The sequence below is a fragment of the Lentzea atacamensis genome (genome assembly GCF_003269295.1).
GTDB lineage: Bacteria > Actinomycetota > Actinomycetes > Mycobacteriales > Pseudonocardiaceae > Lentzea > Lentzea atacamensis.
The window spans coordinates 752239-770218 of the sequence record NZ_QLTT01000002.1 but is presented as its reverse complement, the minus strand read 5'-3'; the positions used below and the strand labels follow the sequence as shown (position 1 = coordinate 770218).

The 17980-nt window shown below is 65.8% G+C and carries 27 protein-coding genes; all 27 read right to left on the bottom strand.

Annotation, left to right across the window (positions count from 1 at the left end; all coding sequences use genetic code 11):
• Nucleotides 1–120: 120 nt before the first annotated feature.
• On the bottom strand, nt 121–795 hold the full coding sequence (locus C8D87_RS12720; protein WP_112226757.1) for a hypothetical protein: 675 nt from the start codon (nt 793–795) through the stop codon (nt 121–123).
• 107 nt (nt 796–902) lie between these two features.
• Nucleotides 903–1679, bottom strand: coding sequence for a type I methionyl aminopeptidase (map, locus tag C8D87_RS12715; RefSeq protein WP_112226756.1), 777 nt, complete (start codon nt 1677–1679; stop codon nt 903–905).
• 59 nt (nt 1680–1738) lie between these two features.
• Nucleotides 1739–2299 carry an adenylate kinase gene (locus C8D87_RS12710; protein ID WP_112226755.1) on the bottom strand — a complete coding sequence of 187 codons (561 nt, stop codon included), beginning with the start codon at nt 2297–2299 and terminating at the stop codon, nt 1739–1741.
• Nucleotides 2300–3610 (bottom strand): preprotein translocase subunit SecY, encoded by a 1311-nt coding sequence (gene secY / locus C8D87_RS12705; RefSeq protein WP_109628755.1) that lies wholly within the window; start codon nt 3608–3610, stop codon nt 2300–2302. It abuts the gene before it with no gap.
• A gap of 704 nt (nt 3611–4314) precedes the next feature.
• Nucleotides 4315–4755 (bottom strand): 50S ribosomal protein L15, encoded by a 441-nt coding sequence (gene rplO / locus C8D87_RS12700; protein ID WP_109628757.1) that lies wholly within the window; start codon nt 4753–4755, stop codon nt 4315–4317.
• Nucleotides 4752–4934, bottom strand: a complete 183-nt coding sequence (rpmD, locus tag C8D87_RS12695; RefSeq protein WP_109628759.1) for a 50S ribosomal protein L30 — start codon at nt 4932–4934, stop codon at nt 4752–4754. The genes rplO and rpmD overlap by 4 nt, the downstream gene beginning before the upstream one ends.
• A gap of 2 nt (nt 4935–4936) precedes the next feature.
• Nucleotides 4937–5545 carry a 30S ribosomal protein S5 gene (gene rpsE / locus C8D87_RS12690; protein ID WP_053733140.1) on the bottom strand — a complete coding sequence of 203 codons (609 nt, stop codon included), beginning with the start codon at nt 5543–5545 and terminating at the stop codon, nt 4937–4939.
• Between the two features lie 34 nt (nt 5546–5579).
• The gene (gene rplR / locus C8D87_RS12685) at nt 5580–5981 is read right to left on the bottom strand and encodes a 50S ribosomal protein L18 (RefSeq protein ID WP_109628761.1); all 402 of its coding nucleotides are present in this window, start codon (nt 5979–5981) and stop codon (nt 5580–5582) included.
• A gap of 1 nt (nt 5982) precedes the next feature.
• Nucleotides 5983–6522 (bottom strand): 50S ribosomal protein L6, encoded by a 540-nt coding sequence (gene rplF, locus C8D87_RS12680; protein ID WP_030473453.1) that lies wholly within the window; start codon nt 6520–6522, stop codon nt 5983–5985.
• A 12-nt stretch (nt 6523–6534) separates the two neighbouring features.
• A complete protein-coding gene (gene rpsH, locus C8D87_RS12675) occupies nt 6535–6933 on the bottom strand; it encodes a 30S ribosomal protein S8 (RefSeq protein ID WP_030473454.1) in 399 nt (132 codons plus the stop codon).
• Nucleotides 6934–7052: 119 nt separating this feature from the next.
• On the bottom strand, nt 7053–7238 hold the full coding sequence (locus C8D87_RS12670) for a type Z 30S ribosomal protein S14 (protein WP_109628763.1): 186 nt from the start codon (nt 7236–7238) through the stop codon (nt 7053–7055).
• Nucleotides 7239–7242: 4 nt separating this feature from the next.
• Nucleotides 7243–7806, bottom strand: coding sequence for a 50S ribosomal protein L5 (gene rplE / locus C8D87_RS12665; RefSeq protein WP_109628765.1), 564 nt, complete (start codon nt 7804–7806; stop codon nt 7243–7245).
• 2 nt (nt 7807–7808) lie between these two features.
• A complete protein-coding gene (rplX, locus tag C8D87_RS12660) occupies nt 7809–8123 on the bottom strand; it encodes a 50S ribosomal protein L24 (protein WP_045309812.1) in 315 nt (104 codons plus the stop codon).
• Nucleotides 8124–8125: 2 nt separating this feature from the next.
• On the bottom strand, nt 8126–8494 hold the full coding sequence (gene rplN, locus C8D87_RS12655; RefSeq protein WP_089949053.1) for a 50S ribosomal protein L14: 369 nt from the start codon (nt 8492–8494) through the stop codon (nt 8126–8128).
• Nucleotides 8495–8564: 70 nt separating this feature from the next.
• Complete coding sequence (rpsQ, locus tag C8D87_RS12650; protein WP_109628768.1) at nt 8565–8846, bottom strand: 30S ribosomal protein S17; 282 nt, start codon at nt 8844–8846, stop codon at nt 8565–8567.
• Nucleotides 8843–9085 carry a 50S ribosomal protein L29 gene (rpmC, locus tag C8D87_RS12645; protein ID WP_086669033.1) on the bottom strand — a complete coding sequence of 81 codons (243 nt, stop codon included), beginning with the start codon at nt 9083–9085 and terminating at the stop codon, nt 8843–8845. Before rpmC ends, rpsQ begins: the two co-directional genes overlap by 4 nt.
• The gene (gene rplP / locus C8D87_RS12640) at nt 9085–9504 is read right to left on the bottom strand and encodes a 50S ribosomal protein L16 (RefSeq protein WP_030473461.1); all 420 of its coding nucleotides are present in this window, start codon (nt 9502–9504) and stop codon (nt 9085–9087) included. The genes rpmC and rplP overlap by 1 nt, the downstream gene beginning before the upstream one ends.
• 3 nt (nt 9505–9507) lie before the next feature.
• Nucleotides 9508–10338 (bottom strand): 30S ribosomal protein S3, encoded by an 831-nt coding sequence (rpsC, locus tag C8D87_RS12635; RefSeq protein WP_109628770.1) that lies wholly within the window; start codon nt 10336–10338, stop codon nt 9508–9510.
• Nucleotides 10338–10736 (bottom strand): 50S ribosomal protein L22, encoded by a 399-nt coding sequence (gene rplV / locus C8D87_RS12630; RefSeq protein ID WP_030473463.1) that lies wholly within the window; start codon nt 10734–10736, stop codon nt 10338–10340. The genes rpsC and rplV overlap by 1 nt, the downstream gene beginning before the upstream one ends.
• 34 nt (nt 10737–10770) lie before the next feature.
• The gene (gene rpsS / locus C8D87_RS12625) at nt 10771–11052 is read right to left on the bottom strand and encodes a 30S ribosomal protein S19 (protein WP_015105260.1); all 282 of its coding nucleotides are present in this window, start codon (nt 11050–11052) and stop codon (nt 10771–10773) included.
• 18 nt (nt 11053–11070) lie between these two features.
• Nucleotides 11071–11904 (bottom strand): 50S ribosomal protein L2, encoded by an 834-nt coding sequence (gene rplB, locus C8D87_RS12620; protein ID WP_109628772.1) that lies wholly within the window; start codon nt 11902–11904, stop codon nt 11071–11073.
• Nucleotides 11905–11923: 19 nt separating this feature from the next.
• Nucleotides 11924–12223 carry a 50S ribosomal protein L23 gene (gene rplW / locus C8D87_RS12615; RefSeq protein ID WP_109628774.1) on the bottom strand — a complete coding sequence of 100 codons (300 nt, stop codon included), beginning with the start codon at nt 12221–12223 and terminating at the stop codon, nt 11924–11926.
• On the bottom strand, nt 12220–12906 hold the full coding sequence (gene rplD, locus C8D87_RS12610) for a 50S ribosomal protein L4 (RefSeq protein WP_109628777.1): 687 nt from the start codon (nt 12904–12906) through the stop codon (nt 12220–12222). The genes rplW and rplD overlap by 4 nt, the downstream gene beginning before the upstream one ends.
• Entirely contained in the window at nt 12906–13556 is a 651-nt protein-coding gene (rplC, locus tag C8D87_RS12605; RefSeq protein ID WP_109628779.1) for a 50S ribosomal protein L3, read from the bottom strand. Before rplC ends, rplD begins: the two co-directional genes overlap by 1 nt.
• Nucleotides 13557–13583: 27 nt before the next feature.
• Nucleotides 13584–13889, bottom strand: a complete 306-nt coding sequence (gene rpsJ, locus C8D87_RS12600; protein WP_003938093.1) for a 30S ribosomal protein S10 — start codon at nt 13887–13889, stop codon at nt 13584–13586.
• 586 nt (nt 13890–14475) lie between these two features.
• Nucleotides 14476–15669, bottom strand: coding sequence for an elongation factor Tu (tuf, locus tag C8D87_RS12595; protein ID WP_109628781.1), 1194 nt, complete (start codon nt 15667–15669; stop codon nt 14476–14478).
• 149 nt (nt 15670–15818) lie between these two features.
• A complete protein-coding gene (fusA, locus tag C8D87_RS12590; protein WP_112226754.1) occupies nt 15819–17921 on the bottom strand; it encodes an elongation factor G in 2103 nt (700 codons plus the stop codon).
• Nucleotides 17922–17980 lie beyond the last annotated feature (59 nt).

Genomic DNA, 17980 nt, shown 5'->3' with positions numbered 1-17980 from the left:
CCTCCGCGTTTCGTGACGGTGGTAATAACCTTTGGACGCGCGCCAATCCGGTTCGATCTCACCTCGGAGGGCATGACTGAACCGGCGCGACGGATGCGCCACCTGACCAGTGTACGCAGTTCACTCCGGCAACCCAAATCGGCCCCGCTCGGAGCTCTCCGCCGGCCGTGCACAGCTCACCAGCAGGGCCCGGAGCCGCGTGATCTCGTTGATCTCCGCCTCGTGCAGACCGAGCACGGACTTGAGCGTCCGGACGCGCTGAGCGGCGATCGCGCTACCGTAGCCGGTGTCGTCAGAACACCGCTGAGCTGCGTTGTTGAGCGCAACGTCGCCGGATCCGATGCCGTAGCTCTCGAGACTCGGGTCGCCGGGCCCCCGCTGGGTGAACCCGGCCCGGTCGAGGCAGTGCAGCAGCATCACGCTGAGCGCCCGCGTCTGCGCGGCCTCCGGCCCGGAGTTCAGCCGCGCGTTCCACTCGCGGACGACGGTGTCGTGCAGCGCCGTGATACGAGTCACGGCGTCGACGTACTCGGGCCCGGCGTCGGCCCGCGCCTTGCCTCCACACCCGCCGTCGACCGGGCGCGGTGCGCTGACGAAGTTCGGCCGGACGATCTGCACGTCCGAGAACGGCGGCTCGCACCGCTCGACCTCGGCGATGGCGTCGGCCAGGAAGATCCGGTCGGCGATCTGCTCCGCCGGAACGTCCTGGTAGGTGAAGTCGGTGGCCGGCTTGGTGGCAGCGCAGCCTGAAACTGAAATCAGTAGGGCGGACAGGACGAAACGGGTGACCCCCACAATGCCCCCAAGCATTGGACTCGTTCGTCACCTCGACCATATCGGGGTTGACAAACGAAATAACCCCGCTCACCTCACGGCGAACGGGGTTGTTCCAGGTACTCGGGTTAGTCCTCTTCAGGTGCGGTGAGCACCCAGGGACCGTCCTCCGTGATCGCGACGCTGTGCTCCCAGTGCGCGGCCCGCGTCCCGTCGAGCGTGATGACGGTCCAGCCGTCCTCCAGCTCCTGGGAGTCGTCCGTGCCGAGCGTCAGCATCGGTTCGATCGCGATGGCCATGCCGACCTTGAGCTTCGGCCCCTTGCCGGGCTTGCCGAAGTTCGGCAGGAACGGGTCCATGTGCATCTTGGTGCCGATGCCGTGGCCACCGTAGTCCGCGACGATGCCGTACTCGATGCCGTCGCGCTCACCCGACTCGATGGCCGAGGACTCGATGGCGAACGAGATGTCCGTGAGCCGCCCGCCGGGCACCGCGGCCTCGATGCCCGCGAGCATCGACAGCCTGGTCGCCTCGGACAGCTTGTGGTCGGCCGGCGAGAGCTCACCGCAGCCGACGGTGACGGCGGAGTCGCCGTGCCAGCCGTCGAGGATCGCACCGCAGTCGATCGAGATCAGGTCACCCTCGGCGAGCACCTGCTTCTTGCTCGGGATGCCGTGGACGATCTGCTCGTTCACCGACGCGCAGATGCTCGCCGGGAAGCCGTGGTAGCCCTTGAACGACGGGACGGCGCCGGCGTCGCGAATGGTCTGCTCGGCGATCTCGTCGAGCTCCCACGTGGACACACCGGGCTTGACCGCGTCGACGACGTTGCGCAGCGCACGCGCCACGACCAGGCCGGAGGCGCGCATCGCCTCCAGCTGGCCACGGGTCTTGATCTCGATCATGCGCTCACTGCCTGAAACACCTGTGACGACAGAGCGGAGCCGGTCAAGCAGTCCACCTGTCACTTCTCGCCGCGCAGCGAGTGCAGCGCCGCGAGGGCACGCTCACTGATCTCGTCGATCTCACCGACGGCGTCGATGGAGATGACCTTCTTCGCGTAGTAGTCGAGCAGCGGCGCGGTCTCGTTGCGGTACACCTGCTGCCGGTGCCGGATGACGTCTTCCTTGTCGTCCGTGCGCCCACGCGCCAGCAACCGCTCCACCACGACGTCCTCGTCGACCCGGAACTCCAGCACGGCGTCGAGCTCGTGGCCACCGACGGCCAGGAACTCACCCAGCTTGTCGGCCTGCGCCACGTTGCGCGGGAACCCGTCGAGCAGGAACCCGTGCTCCGCGTCAGCCTCGGCCAGACGCTTGCGCACCATCTCGTTCGTGATGGAGTCCGGCACCAGCGCGCCCTCGTCGAGGATGCTCTGCACCTCGAGCCCGAGCTCGGTCTGGTTGCTGATGTGTGACCGGAAGAGGTCGCCCGTCGAGATGTGCGGCACGCCGAGCTTGCGGCTCAACACTTCAGCCTGGGTGCCCTTGCCCGCACCGGGCGGGCCAACGAGAACGAGTCGCATCTAGCGGAGGAACCCTTCGTAATTGCGCTGCATGAGCTGGCTCTCGATCTGCTTCACGGTGTCGAGACCGACACCGACCATGATCAGAACCGCGGTGCCGCCGAACGGGAAGTTCTGGTTCTGGTTGTCACCAGTGAGGTCCAGGAACAGGTTCGGCAGGATCGCCACGATGCCGAGGTAGAGCGAGCCGGGAAGCGTGATGCGACCCAGCACGAACTTGAGGTACTCGGCGGTCGGGCGACCGGGACGGATGCCGGGGATGAACCCACCGAACTTCTTCATCTCGTCAGCACGCTCGTCCGGGTTGAACGTGATGCCGACGTAGAAGTACGTGAAGAAGACGATCAGCAGGAAGTACGTCGCGATGTGCACCCAGCTCGACTGCTTGACCAGGTGGGTCTGCACGAAGGTCGAGAACCAGTTGGACTCCGTCGAGGAACCCTGGGTGAGGCGGACGATCAGGTCCGGCAGGTAGAGCAGCGACGAGGCGAAGATGACCGGGATGACGCCGGCCTGGTTCACCTTGAGGGGAAGGTACGTCGACGTACCGCCGTACATGCGGCGGCCGATCATGCGCTTGGCGTACTGCACCGGGATGCGGCGCTGGGCCTGCTCGACGTAGATGACGCTCGCGATGATGACGAGAGCGGCGACACAAACGAGCACGAAGGTGACGGCGCTCTTGTCGAGGATGTTCTTGCCCTCGGCCGGGATGCGGGCGGCGATACCGGTGAAGATCAGCAACGACATGCCGTTGCCGATGCCCTTCTCGGTGATCAGCTCACCCAGCCACATGATGACCGAGGTACCGGCGGTCATGGTGATGACCAGCACGATGAGGGTGAAGATGCTGTCCTTGTTCGGGATGACGTCCTGGTCGCACTCACCGAACAGCTGCCCGCGCACCGCCAGGGCCACCAGACCGGTGGACTGCAGGATCGCCAGCCCGATGGTCAGGTACCGCGTGTACTGCGTCAGCTTGCCCTGACCAGCCTGTCCTTCCTTCTTCAACTGCTCGAACCGCGGGATGACCACGGTCAGCAGCTGAATGATGATGCTCGCGGTGATGTAGGGCATGATGCCCAGCGCGAACACGGACAGGTTCAGCAGCGCGCCACCGCTGAACAGGTTGATCAGCGAGTAGATGTTCTGGCCTTCAAGCTGCTCAGCACACGCCCGCACGTTCTTGAAGGACACGCCCGGCGCGGGCATGGTCGCACCAAGCCGGTACACAATGATGATCCCGAGCGTAAACAGGATCTTCTTGCGTAGATCCGGCGTCGCGAGAGCCGAGCGGAATGCGCCGAGCACGCGAACCTCCTGAGCGTTGCCGACCCCCAGGGACCGGCACATGCGGTAGTTGGCAGGCCGTAGTAGGTAGCCACGACCAAGCAACCCGGAGGACATCCGGGTTCAGCCCGCGACTCTAACAGCCCCCCGCGACCTGCCCGTACCCAGTGGCCAATCACAGGTTCCAACCGGTTGATCTCTCACCGCACAGCTAGGCCATCCGGGGTAGCCCGCCAGCAGATTCCGTGCTACGAGCTGTGATTTCGCCAAGCGCGAACGTTTGCACCCAACTCCCAGTTCCCCACCAAAGCAGCAAAAGTTCAGCTACCCGCAGAACCCACTTGCACACTCACTCCACCCGCGAAGCCGAAGGCGAGCTGCTTTTCGCAACGCGAGCGGCCTGGGGTGGGTCCCGCCCCATGCATCGCAACCACCTACGCAACCGCAAGCCGCCCAACGCAACAGGCATCTACCTGCGCATGGCGCCGGCGGGTCTTTGATCAGATTGGCGGGGTCTGGGGCGGAGCCCCAGGAACCCACGCAACCGCCACACACGCACGCACAGCCACCACCTACGAACGACAAACCGGAACCCGCCAACGCAACCGGGAACGGCCTACGCACCCCACGCGCCCCCCAAACCGGCGACACACGGCAACCACCCCGTACAAACGCCAAAGGGCCCCGAGGCAAAGCCTCAGGGCCCTTCAGACAGCTAAAACCCGTCACGCCACAGTGGTAGACCCACCAGCAGCAGCGATCTTCTCCACAGCACTCTTGGAGAACTTGTTGGCAGTGACGTCCAGCTTGACGCTGACCTCACCGTCGCCCAGCACCTTGACGAGCGAGCCCTTGCGGACCAGCCCAGCCAGCACCAGCGCGGGAACGTCGACCGAACCACCCTCGGGGAACGAGGCAGCGATGTCGGAGACGTTCACGACCTGGTACTCGGTGCGGAACGGGTTCTTGAAGCCCTTGAGCTTCGGCAGCCGCATGTGCAGCGGCATCTGGCCACCTTCGAAGCGCGGCGAGACGTTCTTGCGAGCGCCCGTGCCCTTCGTACCGCGGCCGGCGGTCTTGCCCTTGGAGCCCTCACCACGACCGACGCGGGTCTTGGCGGTCTTGGCTCCGGGGGCAGGACGCAGGTCGTGAATCTTGATGGTCACGACTGGACCTCCTCAACAACCACCAGGTGGCGCACGGCGTGGATCAAGCCGCGGACCTGGGGGGTGTCCTCGCGCACGACCGACTGACGGATCTTGCGCAGCCCGAGGGTGCGCATCGACTCGCGGTGGTTGTGCTTCGTGCCGATGGTGCTCTTCACCTGGGTGATCTTGAGAGCCATGGTCAGACCCCCTGGCCCGCGCGAGCGCGGATCATGCCGGCGGGGGCGACGTCCTCGAGGGGCAGGCCACGACGGGCCGCGACCTCTTCCGGACGCTGCAGACCCTTGAGGGCCGCCACGGTCGCGTGCACGATGTTGATCGCGTTGTCGGAGCCGAGCGACTTCGACAGCACGTCGTGCACGCCGGCGCACTCGAGGACGGCGCGGACAGCGCCACCCGCGATGACACCGGTACCGGCCGAGGCCGGACGCAGCAGGACCACACCAGCGGCCTTCTCACCCTGGATCGGGTGGGGGATGGTGCCGGCGATGCGAGGCACGCGGAAGAAGTTCTTCTTCGCTTCCTCGACACCCTTGGCGATGGCCGCGGGAACTTCCTTGGCCTTGCCGTAGCCGACGCCGACCATGCCGTCGCCGTCACCCACGACCACGAGCGCGGTGAAGCTGAAGCGACGACCACCCTTGACCACCTTGGAGACGCGGTTGATCGCAACCACGCGCTCGAGGTGGGGGGTCTTCTCCTGGGCCGCGCCGCCGCGGCCGCCGTCACGACGGTCGCGGCGCTCTCCGCGCTCGCCCCCGCCGCCTTCGCGACGCGTACGTCCTGGCATCAGGCGTCCCTCTCAATTCCAGTCATCATCATTGTCAGAACTCCAGCCCCGCCTCGCGAGCGGCATCCGCCAGAGCAGCGATCCGGCCGTGGTACGCGTTGCCACCGCGGTCGAACACGACCGTCGTGATACCGGCGTCCTTGGCACGGGCCGCGGCCAGCTGGCCGACCTTGGCCGCGCGGGCCTTCTTGTCGCCTTCCAGCGCACGGACGTCGGCCTCCATGGAGGAAGCGGACGCGACCGTGTGGCCCTTCAGGTCGTCGATGATCTGCACGGTGATGTGCTTCGACGACCGGTGCACGACCAGGCGCGGACGCTCGGCGGTGCCGCTGACCTTCTTGCGGAGGCGGAAGTGGCGACGGGCCTTGGCAACACGACGCCTGGTGGAGATGTCCTTGCCCACCGGCTTGCGCTTCGTAACAGTCGACTCGCTCATGTCACTTACCCGTCTTTCCGACCTTGCGGCGGATCTTCTCGCCCGAGTACCGCACGCCCTTGCCCTTGTACGGGTCGGGCTTGCGCAGCTTGCGGATGTTGGCGGCGACCTCACCGACCAGCTGCTTGTCGATACCGGAGACGGAGAAGCGGGTCGGGGTCTCCACCGCGAAGGTGATGCCCTCAGGGGCTTCGACCTTGACGGGGTGGGAGTAACCGAGCGCGAACTCGAGCTCAGAGCCCTTGAGCGCGACGCGGTAACCGACGCCGTGGATCTCCATCTTCTTTTCGTAACCCTGGGTCACGCCGACGACCATGTTGTGCACCAGCGTGCGCGACAAGCCGTGGAGCGCGCGGTTGCGACGCTCGTCGTTCGGGCGCTTGACCTCGAGAGTGCCGTCCTCAGCCTTCTCCAGGCTGATCGGCTCAGCGATCGTCAGCGTCAGGGTGCCCTTGGGGCCCTTGACGCTCACGTCCTGGCCGGCGATGTTCACGTCGACCCCGGAGGGGACAATGATCGGCTGCTTACCGATGCGCGACATGTCTACTCCCCCTTACCAAACGTAGGCGAGGACTTCTCCGCCCACGCCTGCCTTGTTGGCCTGGCGGTCGGTCATGAGACCGCCAGAGGTCGAAATGATCGCCACGCCCAGGCCGCCGAGAACTCGGGGCAGGCCGGTGGACTTCGCGTACACACGCAGGCCGGGCTTCGACACGCGGCGGAGGCCGGCGATGCTGCGCTCGCGGTTCGGGCCGTACTTCAGCTCGACGACGAGGTTCTTGGCGACCTCGCCCTCCTCGTCGCGGTACGAGGCGATGTAGCCCTCGCGCTTGAGGATCTCGGCGATGTTGGCCTTCAACTTCGAGTGCGGCATCACGACCTTGTCGTGGTAAGCCGAGTTCGCGTTGCGCAGACGAGTGAGCATGTCTGCGATCGGGTCGGTCATCGTCATGGTGACCTGGTCAACCTTTCTCGCTGCGGTTCCCCAGCTCAGGGTCCAGACCCGCCCTCCCCGAAGGGAGGGCCAGGTCGGTCGTGTGCGGGCCTACAGCGAAGTAAATGAAGCTTGCTTTACCAGCTGGACTTGCTCACGCCAGGCAGCTCACCGCGGTGAGCCATCTCGCGCAGGCAGATCCGGCAGAGGCCGAACTTGCGGAACACCGCGTGGGGGCGGCCGCAACGCTGGCACCGGGTGTACGCCCGGACCTTGAACTTCGGCTTCTTCGCGGCCTTGTTGATCAACGCCTTCTTGGCCATCGACTCAGTTCTCCTTGAACGGGAAGCCCAGGAGCTTCAGCAGCGCCCGGCCCTCCTCGTCGTTCGTGGCGGTGGTGACGACGGTGATGTCCATGCCGCGGGGACGGTCGATCGAGTCGGGGTCGATCTCGTGGAACATCGACTGCTCGTTCAGACCGAACGTGTAGTTGCCGTTGCCGTCGAACTGCTTGCCCGAGAGACCGCGGAAGTCGCGGATACGGGGCAGCGCGATCGTCAGCAGTCGGTCCAGGAACTCCCACATGCGGTCGCCGCGCAGCGTGACGCGCGCGCCGATCGGCATGCCCTCACGCAGCTTGAACTGCGCGATGGACTTGCGGGCCCGACGGACCTCGGGACGCTGGCCGGTGATGATCGAGAGGTCCTTGACGGCACCCTCGATCAGCTTGCCGTCACGGGCGGCGTCGCCGACGCCCATGTTGACGACAACCTTCACGACGCCCGGGATCTGCATCACGTTGGCGTAGTTGAACTGCTTCTGCAGCTCGCCGGTGATCTCAGCGCGGTAGCGCGTCTTGAGCCGCGGGATGATCTTCTCTGCGGTAGTCATGCTCAGATGTCCTTCCCGTTACGACGGGAAATGCGGACCCGCTTGCCCTCGTCGTTCGTACGGTAACCAACACGGGTCGGCTTGCCGTCCGAGTCGACCACCATCACGTTGGAGACGTTGATCGGGGCTTCCTGGGTCACGATGCCACCAGACTGCGCACCCCGCTGGGTCTGCGTGATCTTGGTGTGCTTCTTGATCCGGTTGACACCCTCGACCAGGACCTTGCCGGTCTCCGGGTAGGCCTGGATGACCTTGCCCTTCGCGCCCTTGTCCTTGCCGGCGATGACGACGACCGTGTCGCCCTTCTTCACCTTCATGGTCAGAGCACCTCCGGAGCCAGCGAGATGATCTTCATGAACTTCTTGTCGCGCAGCTCGCGGCCGACCGGGCCGAAGATGCGGGTACCGCGGGGCTCGTTGTCGTTCTTGATGAGCACGGCGGCGTTCTCGTCGAAGCGGATGTACGAGCCATCCGGACGACGGCGCTCCTTGACGGTGCGGACGACGACCGCCTTGACGACGTCACCCTTCTTCACGCCGGCACCGGGGATCGCGTCCTTGACGGTCGCGACGATGATGTCGCCGATGCCCGCGTAGCGGCGACCCGAACCGCCGAGAACACGGATGCAAAGGATTTCCTTCGCACCAGTGTTGTCGGCGACACGAAGCCGCGACTCCTGCTGAATCACTTACTTGCTCCTGACCATTCCTGGCCCGCCGGATTTCCGACCCGACGGGCTCGGTCTGTCTAGAAAGGACTTACTTGGCCTTCTCGAGGACCTCGACGAGCCGCCAGCGCTTGGTGGCCGACAGCGGTCGGGTCTCCATCAGCAGGACGCGGTCGCCCACGCCCGCCGTGTTCTCCTCGTCGTGCGCCTTCACCTTGGTGGTGGAGCGCATGACCTTGGAGTAACGCGGGTGCTTCTTGCGGTCCTCGAGCGCCACGACGATCGTCTTGTCCATCTTGTCGGACACGACGAGGCCCTCGCGGACCTTGCGGTCGTTGCGCTTCTCGGTCTGAACTTCGTTGCTTTCGGTCATGCCGCACCCTCACCAGTGGATTCCGGCGAAGCGGAGAGCCCGAGCTCCCGCTCCCGCATCACGGTGTAGATCCGGGCGATCTCGTGCCGGACCGTGCGCAAACGCCGGTTGTTGTCGAGCTGGCCCGTGGCCATCTGGAAGCGAAGGTTGAAGAGCTCTTCCTTCGACTCCTTCAGACGCAGCACGAGCTCTTCCTCGGTGAGCTCACGCAGCTCGGAAGCGGTGGTACCCGCTGCCATCAGAACTCACCACCCTCACGCGTAACGATGCGGCACTTCATCGGGAGCTTGTGGATCGCGCGGCGGAGCGCCTCGCGAGCAACCTGCTCGTTCGGGAAGGCCATCTCGAAGAGGACGCGACCCGGCTTGACGTTGGCCACCCACCACTCCGGCGAACCCTTACCGGAACCCATGCGGGTCTCGGCCGGCTTCTTCGTGAGCGGACGGTCCGGGAAGATGTTGATCCAGACCTTGCCGCCACGGCGGATGTGGCGAGTGATGGCGATACGAGCGGACTCGATCTGCCGGTTCGTCACGTAGGCCGGCTCCAGAGCCTGGATGCCGTACTCACCGAAGGTGACCTTCGTGCCGCCCTTGGCAGCACCCGACCGCTTGGGGTGGTGCTGCTTGCGGTGCTTGACCCTGCGCGGGATGAGCATGACTCAGCTCTCCGTCTTCTCTGCAGCAGCCGGGGCCTCGGCGGACGCGTTGGCGTCAGCTGCGGCACGACCGGCCTCGGTGCTCGTCGCGGTGGTGCCGCTGGCACCCGAACGACGGGCCCGGTTCGGACGCTCGCCACGGTCGCGGCGCGGGGCGCGGTCGGCCTGAGAGGGGGCCGCGTCACGCTCACGCTTGGCGGAGATGCCACCGACGATGTCACCCTTGTAGATCCACACCTTCACGCCGATACGGCCGAACGTGGTGCGGGCCTCGAAGAAGCCATAGTCGATGTCGGCACGGAGCGTGTGCAGCGGCACGCGGCCGTCGCGGTAGTGCTCCGAGCGGGACATCTCGGCGCCGCCAAGGCGACCGCCGCACTGCACGCGGATGCCCTTGACCTGCGGCGAACGCATGGCCGACTGAATGGCCTTGCGCATCGCGCGGCGGAAGGCAACGCGGTTGGACAGCTGCTCGGCGACACCCTGTGCCACGAGCTGCGCGTCCGACTCGGGGCTCTTCACCTCGAGGATGTTCAGCTGGACCTGCTTCTTGGTGAGCTTCTCGAGCTCACCGCGGATGCGGTCCGCTTCGGCACCGCGACGGCCGATGACGATGCCCGGCCGGGCGGTGTGGATGTCGACGCGAACCCGGTCACGGGTGCGCTCGATCTCCACCTTGGAGATACCGGCACGCTCCATGCCGCGCGAGAGCAGCCGGCGGATCTTGACGTCCTCGGCCACGTACTCGGCGTACTGCTTGTCGGCGTACCAGCGGGACTTCCAGTCGGTGGTGATCCCCAGCCGGAAGCCGTGCGGGTTGATCTTCTGGCCCACTACCGGGTTCCCTTCGCGCTGGTCTTCTTCGGACGCGACTCCACCTCAATGGTGATGTGCGACGTCCGCTTGCGGATCCGGTACGCGCGGCCCTGGGCACGCGGGCGGAAACGCTTGAGGGTCGGACCCTCGTCCACAAAGGCCGCCGAAACCCAGAGGGTGTCGGGGTCCAGGGACAGGTTGTTCTCGGCGTTGGCCATGGCGCTGGCGAGCACCTTCGCGACCGGCTCAGAGGCTGCCTGGGGCGCGAACTGGAGCACGGCCAGGGCCTCGCTGGCGTTACGACCCTTGATGAGCTCGACGACGCGACGGACCTTCATGGGGGTGTCGCGGACGTAGCGAGCCCGAGCCACGGCGCGCGGAAACTCCTGCGCCTCAGCGTCCTTACGGGCGTTCATCGCTGCTTTTCCCTTGCTCTTCTCAGTTCGACGCCTAGCGGCGACGAGACTTCCGGTCGTCCTTGATGTGGCCCTTGAAGGTGCGGGTCGGGGCGAACTCGCCCAGCTTGTGCCCGACCATGGCTTCGGTCACGAACACCGGGACGTGCTTACGGCCGTCGTGCACCGCGATGGTGTGGCCAAGCATGTCCGGAATGATCGTGGACCGGCGGGACCACGTCTTGATGACGGTCTTCTTGCCCGACTCGTTGAGAACGTCCACCTTCTTGAGCAGGTGGTCGTCCACGAAGGGGCCCTTCTTAAGGCTGCGAGGCATCCTTCACTCCCTCCCTGCTCAGCGCTTCTTACCGGTGCGACGACGCCGGACGATGAGCTTGTCGCTTGGCTTGCGGCGGCGGGTACGACCCTCGGGCTTACCAGCCGGGTTGACCGGGTGGCGACCACCGGAGGTCTTGCCCTCACCACCACCATGCGGGTGGTCAACGGGGTTCATGGCGACACCACGCACGGTGGGCTTCTTGCCCTTCCACCGCATGCGGCCGGCCTTGCCCCAGTTGATGTTCTGGTGCTCGGAGTTGCCGACCTCGCCGATCGTGGCGCGGCAGCGGACGTCCACGTTGCGGATTTCGCCCGAAGGCATCCGCAGCTGGGCGTACGGGCCGTCCTTCGCCACGAGCTGCACCGAGGCGCCAGCCGAGCGGGCGATCTTCGCGCCACCGCCGGGGCGGAGCTCGATCGCGTGGATCACGGTGCCGACCGGGATGTTGCGCAGCGGCAGGTTGTTACCCGGCTTGATGTCGGCCTTGGGGCCGTTCTCAACCGTGTCGCCCTGCTTCAGCTTCTCCGGTGCGACGATGTAGCGCTTCTCGCCATCTGCGTAGTGCAGAAGTGCGATGCGCGCGGTGCGGTTGGGGTCGTACTCGATGTGAGCGACCTTGGCCGGCACGCCGTCCTTGTCGTTGCGACGGAAGTCGATCAAGCGGTAAGCCCGCTTGTGACCGCCACCCTTGTGCCGCGTGGTGATCTTGCCCGACGCGTTGCGGCCACCACGGCCGTGCAGCGGGCGGATCAGCGACTTCTCCGGCGTCGACCGAGTGATCTCGGCGAAGTCGGAGACGCTCGCACCGCGACGACCGGGGGTCGTCGGCTTGTACTTGCGAATGCCCATCTCTACGCAGTCCTCGTCATCAGGCGGCAGGGCCGCCGAAGATCTCGATCGGCTTGCTGTCGGCAGACAGCGTGACGATCGCGCGCTTCGTGTCCTTGCGCTTGCCGAACCCGGTGCGGGTGCGCTTGCGCTTGCCCTGCCGGTTGATGGTGTTGACGCTGACGACCTTCACGCCGAAGACCTTCTCCACGGCGATCTTGATCTGGGTCTTGTTCGAACCCGGCGCCACCAAGAAGGTGTACTTGTTCTCCTCGAGCAGTCCGTAGGACTTCTCGGAGATCACGGGGGCGAGCAAGATGTCCCTGTGGTCGGGGATCACTTCGAGGCCTCCTCGTCCACCACGGTCGCCGTGGCCTCAGCCGAGCCAGAACCCTGCTGGGCCTTGCTGGCGAGGAACACGTCGAGCGAGTCCTTGGTGAACACCACGTCGTCGTTGACGAGCACGTCGTAGGTGTTGAGCTGGTCGGGCGCGATCACGTGCACGTGCGGCAGGTTGCGCACGCTGACCCACGCGACCTCGTCGGTGCGGTTGAGCACCACGAGAACGCGACGGGCCTGGGTGACCGACTCCAGAACCTTGCGCGCGGTCTTGGTCGACGGGGTGTCCCCGTCCACCAGGCCGGACACGACGTGCACCTGGTTGGCGCGGGCCCGGTCGGAGAGGGCGCCACGCAGAGCGGCGGCCTTCATCTTCTTGGGGGTCCGCTGGGTGTAGTCACGCGGCTGCGGGCCGTGGACGACGCCACCGCCGGCGAACTGCGGCGCACGCGTCGAACCCTGGCGGGCGCGACCGGTGCCCTTCTGGCGGTACGGCTTCTTGCCACCACCGGACACCTCGCCGCGGGTCTTCGTGGCGTGCGTACCCTGGCGCGCGGCGGCCTGCTGGGCCACAACGACCTGGTGCAGCAGCGCGACGTTCGCCTGCGCGTCGAAAACAGCCGAGGGAAGCTCGACCGTGCCGGCGGACTTGCCGTCCGGCGTACGGATCTCAACCGTCGACATCAGGCACCACCCTTCGCGGCCGTCTTGACGAACACCAGACCGCCCTTGGGACCGGGAACGGCGCCCTTGATGAGCAGCAGGCCGTTCTCCACGTCGATCTTGTGCACCTTCAGGTTCTGGGTCGTGACGCGCACGTGGCCCATGCGGCCGGCCATGCGCAGACCCTTGAAGACGCGACCCGGGGTGGCGCAGCCACCGATGGAACCCGGCGAGCGGTGCTTGCGCTGGGTGCCGTGGCTGGAGCCGAGGCCCCGGAAGTTGTGGCGCTTCATGACACCCGCGGTGCCCTTGCCCTTGCTGGTGCCGGTGATGTCGACAACAGCGCCGGCCTCGAACACCTCAGCGGTGATCTCCTGGCCGACCTCGTACTCGCTGGCGTCGACCGTGCGCAGCTCCACCAGGTGGCGACGGGGCGTGACCCCGGCCTTGGCGAAGTGGCCCGCGACGGGCTTGTTGACCTTGCGCGGGTCAATCGCGCCGGTCGCCAGCTGGATGGCCGTGTAGCCGTCCTTCTCTTCGGTGCGAACCTGGGTGACGACATTCGGCTCAGCCTTCACGACGGTCACCGGGACGACCCGGTTGTTCTCGTCGAAGACCTGAGTCATGCCGAGCTTGGTGCCCAGGATGCCCTTGATCTGCCTGTCAGACATTGGTCCGTTACTCTCCGCGCCCAACGCTTACTGGATGTTGACGTCGACGCTGGCCGGCAGGTCGATGCGCATGAGCGCGTCCACCGTCTTCGGCGTCGGGTCGAGGATGTCGATCAGTCGCTTGTGCGTGCGCATCTCGAAGTGCTCGCGCGAGTCCTTGTACTTGTGCGGCGAGCGGATGACGCAGTACACGTTCTTCTCGGTGGGCAGCGGCACCGGCCCGACGACCCGAGCGCCGGTGCGCGTCACGGTCTCCACGATCTTGCGCGCTGACGCGTCGATCGCTTCGTGGTCGTAGGCCTTGAGCCGGATGCGGATCTTTTGTCCCGCCATGATGGCTTGCCGTTCCTCTGCTTCTCGTACCGCTGCGGTGCGGTGCCTCGGATGAGGCCTGTTACAGCCTCTTGGCGCGCTCCGCCCCTGTTGAAGTGTCATGGTGCCCGGTCCACGCGGTCGGGCGTGTCGCGCCCGGTGCGCATACCGGTCCCACTCAAGGTCTCCCCGGTGGGATTGGGCCTACCACAGCCCATGCACCCTGATGCCCATCTCCGCAAGGAGGCGTTCACTAACAGGGCGCGGACGCTCGGTGAAGGACCAAGGCACACACGAAGTGGGCCCAGCCTTCGTCGAGCAACCCGTAAAGGATGCCACACGGGTGTGAGGCGATCCAAATCGGGGTGGGCGACTTAGAGGCAGATCACGTGCGGACCTTGGCCGGCGAACCGCCGTGTCCGTCGCATGTGGAGCAACGACGGCAACGGTTCCTTTGCCCGGCAACGGAATCCCCGCGAGCGATCTACCACTGAGCACCCTGCGCGTAGTGCACGTGAGCTGTCACACACAACTCACGCCTGAAACGACGAAGGCCGGGCCAACGGAGTCGTTGACCCGGCCTGTCGCCGAACTGGGTCGAGCTAGATCACTTGATGATCTTGGTGACCGAGCCGGCGCCGACGGTGCGGCCACCCTCGCGGATCGCGAAGCGGAGGCCCTCGTCCATGGCGATCGGCTGGATCAGCTTGACCGTCATACCGGTGGTGTCACCCGGCATGACCATCTCGGTGCCCTCGGGCAGCGTCACAACGCCGGTCACGTCCGTGGTGCGGAAGTAGAACTGCGGACGGTAGTTGTTGAAGAACGGCGTGTGGCGGCCACCCTCGTCCTTGGACAGGATGTAGACCTGAGCCTCGAACTCGGTGTGCGGGGTCGTGGTGCCCGGCTTGACGATGACCATGCCGCGCTCCACCTCCTCGCGCTTGATGCCGCGGAGCAGCAGCGCGGCGTTGTCACCGGCGCGACCCTCGTCGAGGAACTTCTTGAACATCTCGATCGAGGTGACAGTCGTCTTCTTCGACTGCTCCTTGATACCGACGATCTCGATCTCGGAGTTCACGTTGATGATGCCGCGCTCGATACGACCGGTCACGACGGTGCCGCGGCCGGTGATCGTGAAGACGTCCTCAACGGGCATGAGGAACGGCTTGTCGGTCTCGCGCTCCGGCTCCGGGATCGCCGAGTCGACGGCGGCCATCAGGTCGAGGACCGACTGGCCCCACGTGGCGTCGCCCTCGAGCGCCTTCAGCGCCGAGACGCGCACGACCGGCAGGTCGTCGCCCGGGAACTCGTACTCGGAGAGCAGCTCGCGGACCTCGAGCTCGACGAGCTCCAGGATCTCCTCGTCGTCGACCATGTCGGCCTTGTTGAGCGCAACGACGATGTAGGGGACGCCGACCTGGCGGGCCAGGAGGACGTGCTCCTTCGTCTGCGGCATCGGACCGTCGGTCGCCGCGACCACCAGGATGGCGCCGTCCATCTGCGCCGCACCGGTGATCATGTTCTTGATGTAGTCGGCGTGCCCGGGGCAGTCGACGTGCGCGTAGTGACGGTTCTCCGTCTGGTACTCGATGTGCGCGATCGAGATCGTGATGCCGCGCTGCTTCTCTTCCGGCGCCTTGTCGATCTGGTCGAACGCGAACGAAGCGTTCACATCGGGGTACGCGTCGTGCAGAACCTTGGAGATCGCCGCGGTCAGCGTGGTCTTGCCATGGTCGATGTGACCGATGGTACCGATGTTGACGTGCGGCTTCGTCCGCTCGAACTTCGCCTTGGCCACTGGATTGTCCTCCTGGACTTCTTCTTCTTTGCTGGTCCGGCGGGCATCTGTGGCCACCCGCCGGACTACACGTCAGGGTCGGAAAGTGCGGACCCCAGGGATTCACCCCCGGAGAGCCCGCGGTGGAACTGCGGTGCTCCGGTGTGGGGTTACTCCCCAGTCGCCTTCGCGATGATCTCCTTCGAGACGTTCGCGGGAACCTCTGCGTAGGAGTCGAACACCATCGAGTAGTTGGCACGACCCTGGGTCTTGGACCGCAGGTCACCCACGTACCCGAACATTTCCGACAGCGGAACCAGTGCCTTGACGACACGGGTACCACTGCGCTCCTCCATGGCCTGGATCTGGCCACGGCGGGAGTTCAGGTCGCCGATCACTTCACCCATGTAGTCCTCGGGCGTCGTGACCTCGACGGCCATGATCGGTTCGAGGATCGCGGGAGACGCCTGACGGGCGGCTTCCTTGAGAGCCATCGAACCGGCGATCTTGAACGCCATTTCCGAGGAGTCGACCTCGTGGTAGGCGCCGTCGAGCAGCGTCACCTTCACGCCGACCAGCGGGTAGCCCGCCAGCACGCCGTACTGCATCGCGTCCTGAGCACCCGCGTCGACCGACGGGATGTACTCACGCGGGATGCGACCACCGGTGACCGCGTTGACGAACTCGTAGAGAGCGCCGTCGTCGGACTTCGGCAGCGGCTCGACGGTGACGAGCACCTTCGCGAACTGGCCGGAACCACCGGTCTGCTTCTTGTGGGTGTAGGAGTACTTCTCCACCGCCTTGCGGATGGTCTCCCGGTACGCCACCTGAGGCTTGCCGATGTTGGCCTCGACCTTGAACTCGCGGCGCATGCGGTCCACCAGGATGTCCAGGTGGAGCTCGCCCATGCCGGCGATGATGGTCTGGCCGGTCTCCTCGTCCAGGTTGACCCGGAAGGTCGGGTCCTCCTCGGCGAGCTTCTGGATCGCCGTGCCCAGCTTTTCCTGGTCGGCCTTCGTCTTGGGCTCGATCGCCACCTGGATGACCGGCTCCGGGAACGTCATCGACTCGAGCACGATGGGGTGCTGCGGGTCGGCGAGCGTCTCACCGGTGGTCGTGTCCTTCAGGCCGATCACGGCGTAGATGTGGCCCGCGATCGCCTCGGTGACCGGGTTCTCCTTGTTGGCGTGCATCTGGAAGATCTTCCCGATGCGCTCCTTGCGGTCCTTGGTCGCGTTGACGACCTGGGTGCCGGAGGCGACCTTGCCCGAGTAGACCCGGATGTAGGTCAGCTTGCCGAAGAACGGGTGCACCGCGATCTTGAACGCCAGCGCCGAGAACGGCTCGTCGCTCGAGGGCTTGCGCGACACGACGGTCTCGCCGTCCTGCAGCGTGCCCTCGACCGGCGGGAGGTCCAGCGGCGACGGCAGGAAGTCGATCACCGCGTCGAGCATGGGCTGGACGCCCTTGTTCTTGAACGCGGAACCGCACAGCACCGGGTACGCCGTACCCTCGGCGACGATCTTGCGGAGGCCCGCCTTGATCTCGTCGACGGTGAGGTCGCCCTCTTCGAGGAACTTCTCCATCAGCGTGTCGTCGGTCTCGGCGACAGCCTCGAGCAGTGCCTCGCGGAACTCCTGCGCCTTGTCGACGAGGTCCGCCGGGATCTCCTCGATCGCGTAGTCCTCGCCCTTCTGGACCTCGCCACGCCACGTCAGGGCGCGCATCTCGACCAGGTCGACGACGCCGATGAAGTCGCTCTCGGCGCCGATCGGGATCTGGATCGGGAGGGGCTTCGCGCCGAGACGCTCGGAGATGGTGCGGATGGTGAAGTAGAAGTCCGCGCCCAGCTTGTCCATCTTGTTGACGAAGCAGATGCGCGGGACGTCGTACTTGGTCGCCTGCCGCCAGACCTGCTCGGACTGCGGCTCGACGCCCTCCTTGCCGTCGAAGACGGCAACGGCGCCGTCGAGGACGCGCAGGTTGCGCTCGACCTCGACGGTGAAGTCGACGTGGCCGGGCGTGTCGATCAGGTTGATCTGGTGGTTCTTCCAGTAGCAAGTCGTCGCGGCGGACGTGATGGTGATGCCGCGCTCCTGCTCCTGCTCCATCCAGTCCATCACGGCAGCGCCGTCGTGGACCTCGCCGATCTTGTAGCTGATCCCCGTGTAGAAGAGGATCCGCTCAGTCGTCGTGGTCTTGCCCGCGTCGATGTGGGCCATGATCCCGATGTTGCGGACCTTGGCAAGATCAGTGAGCACGTCCTGTGCCACGGGTCTTTCCCCTGTCTTGAGCTTGTCAGCTCACTAGGGCTGGGAGCGCCCGGCTCCTC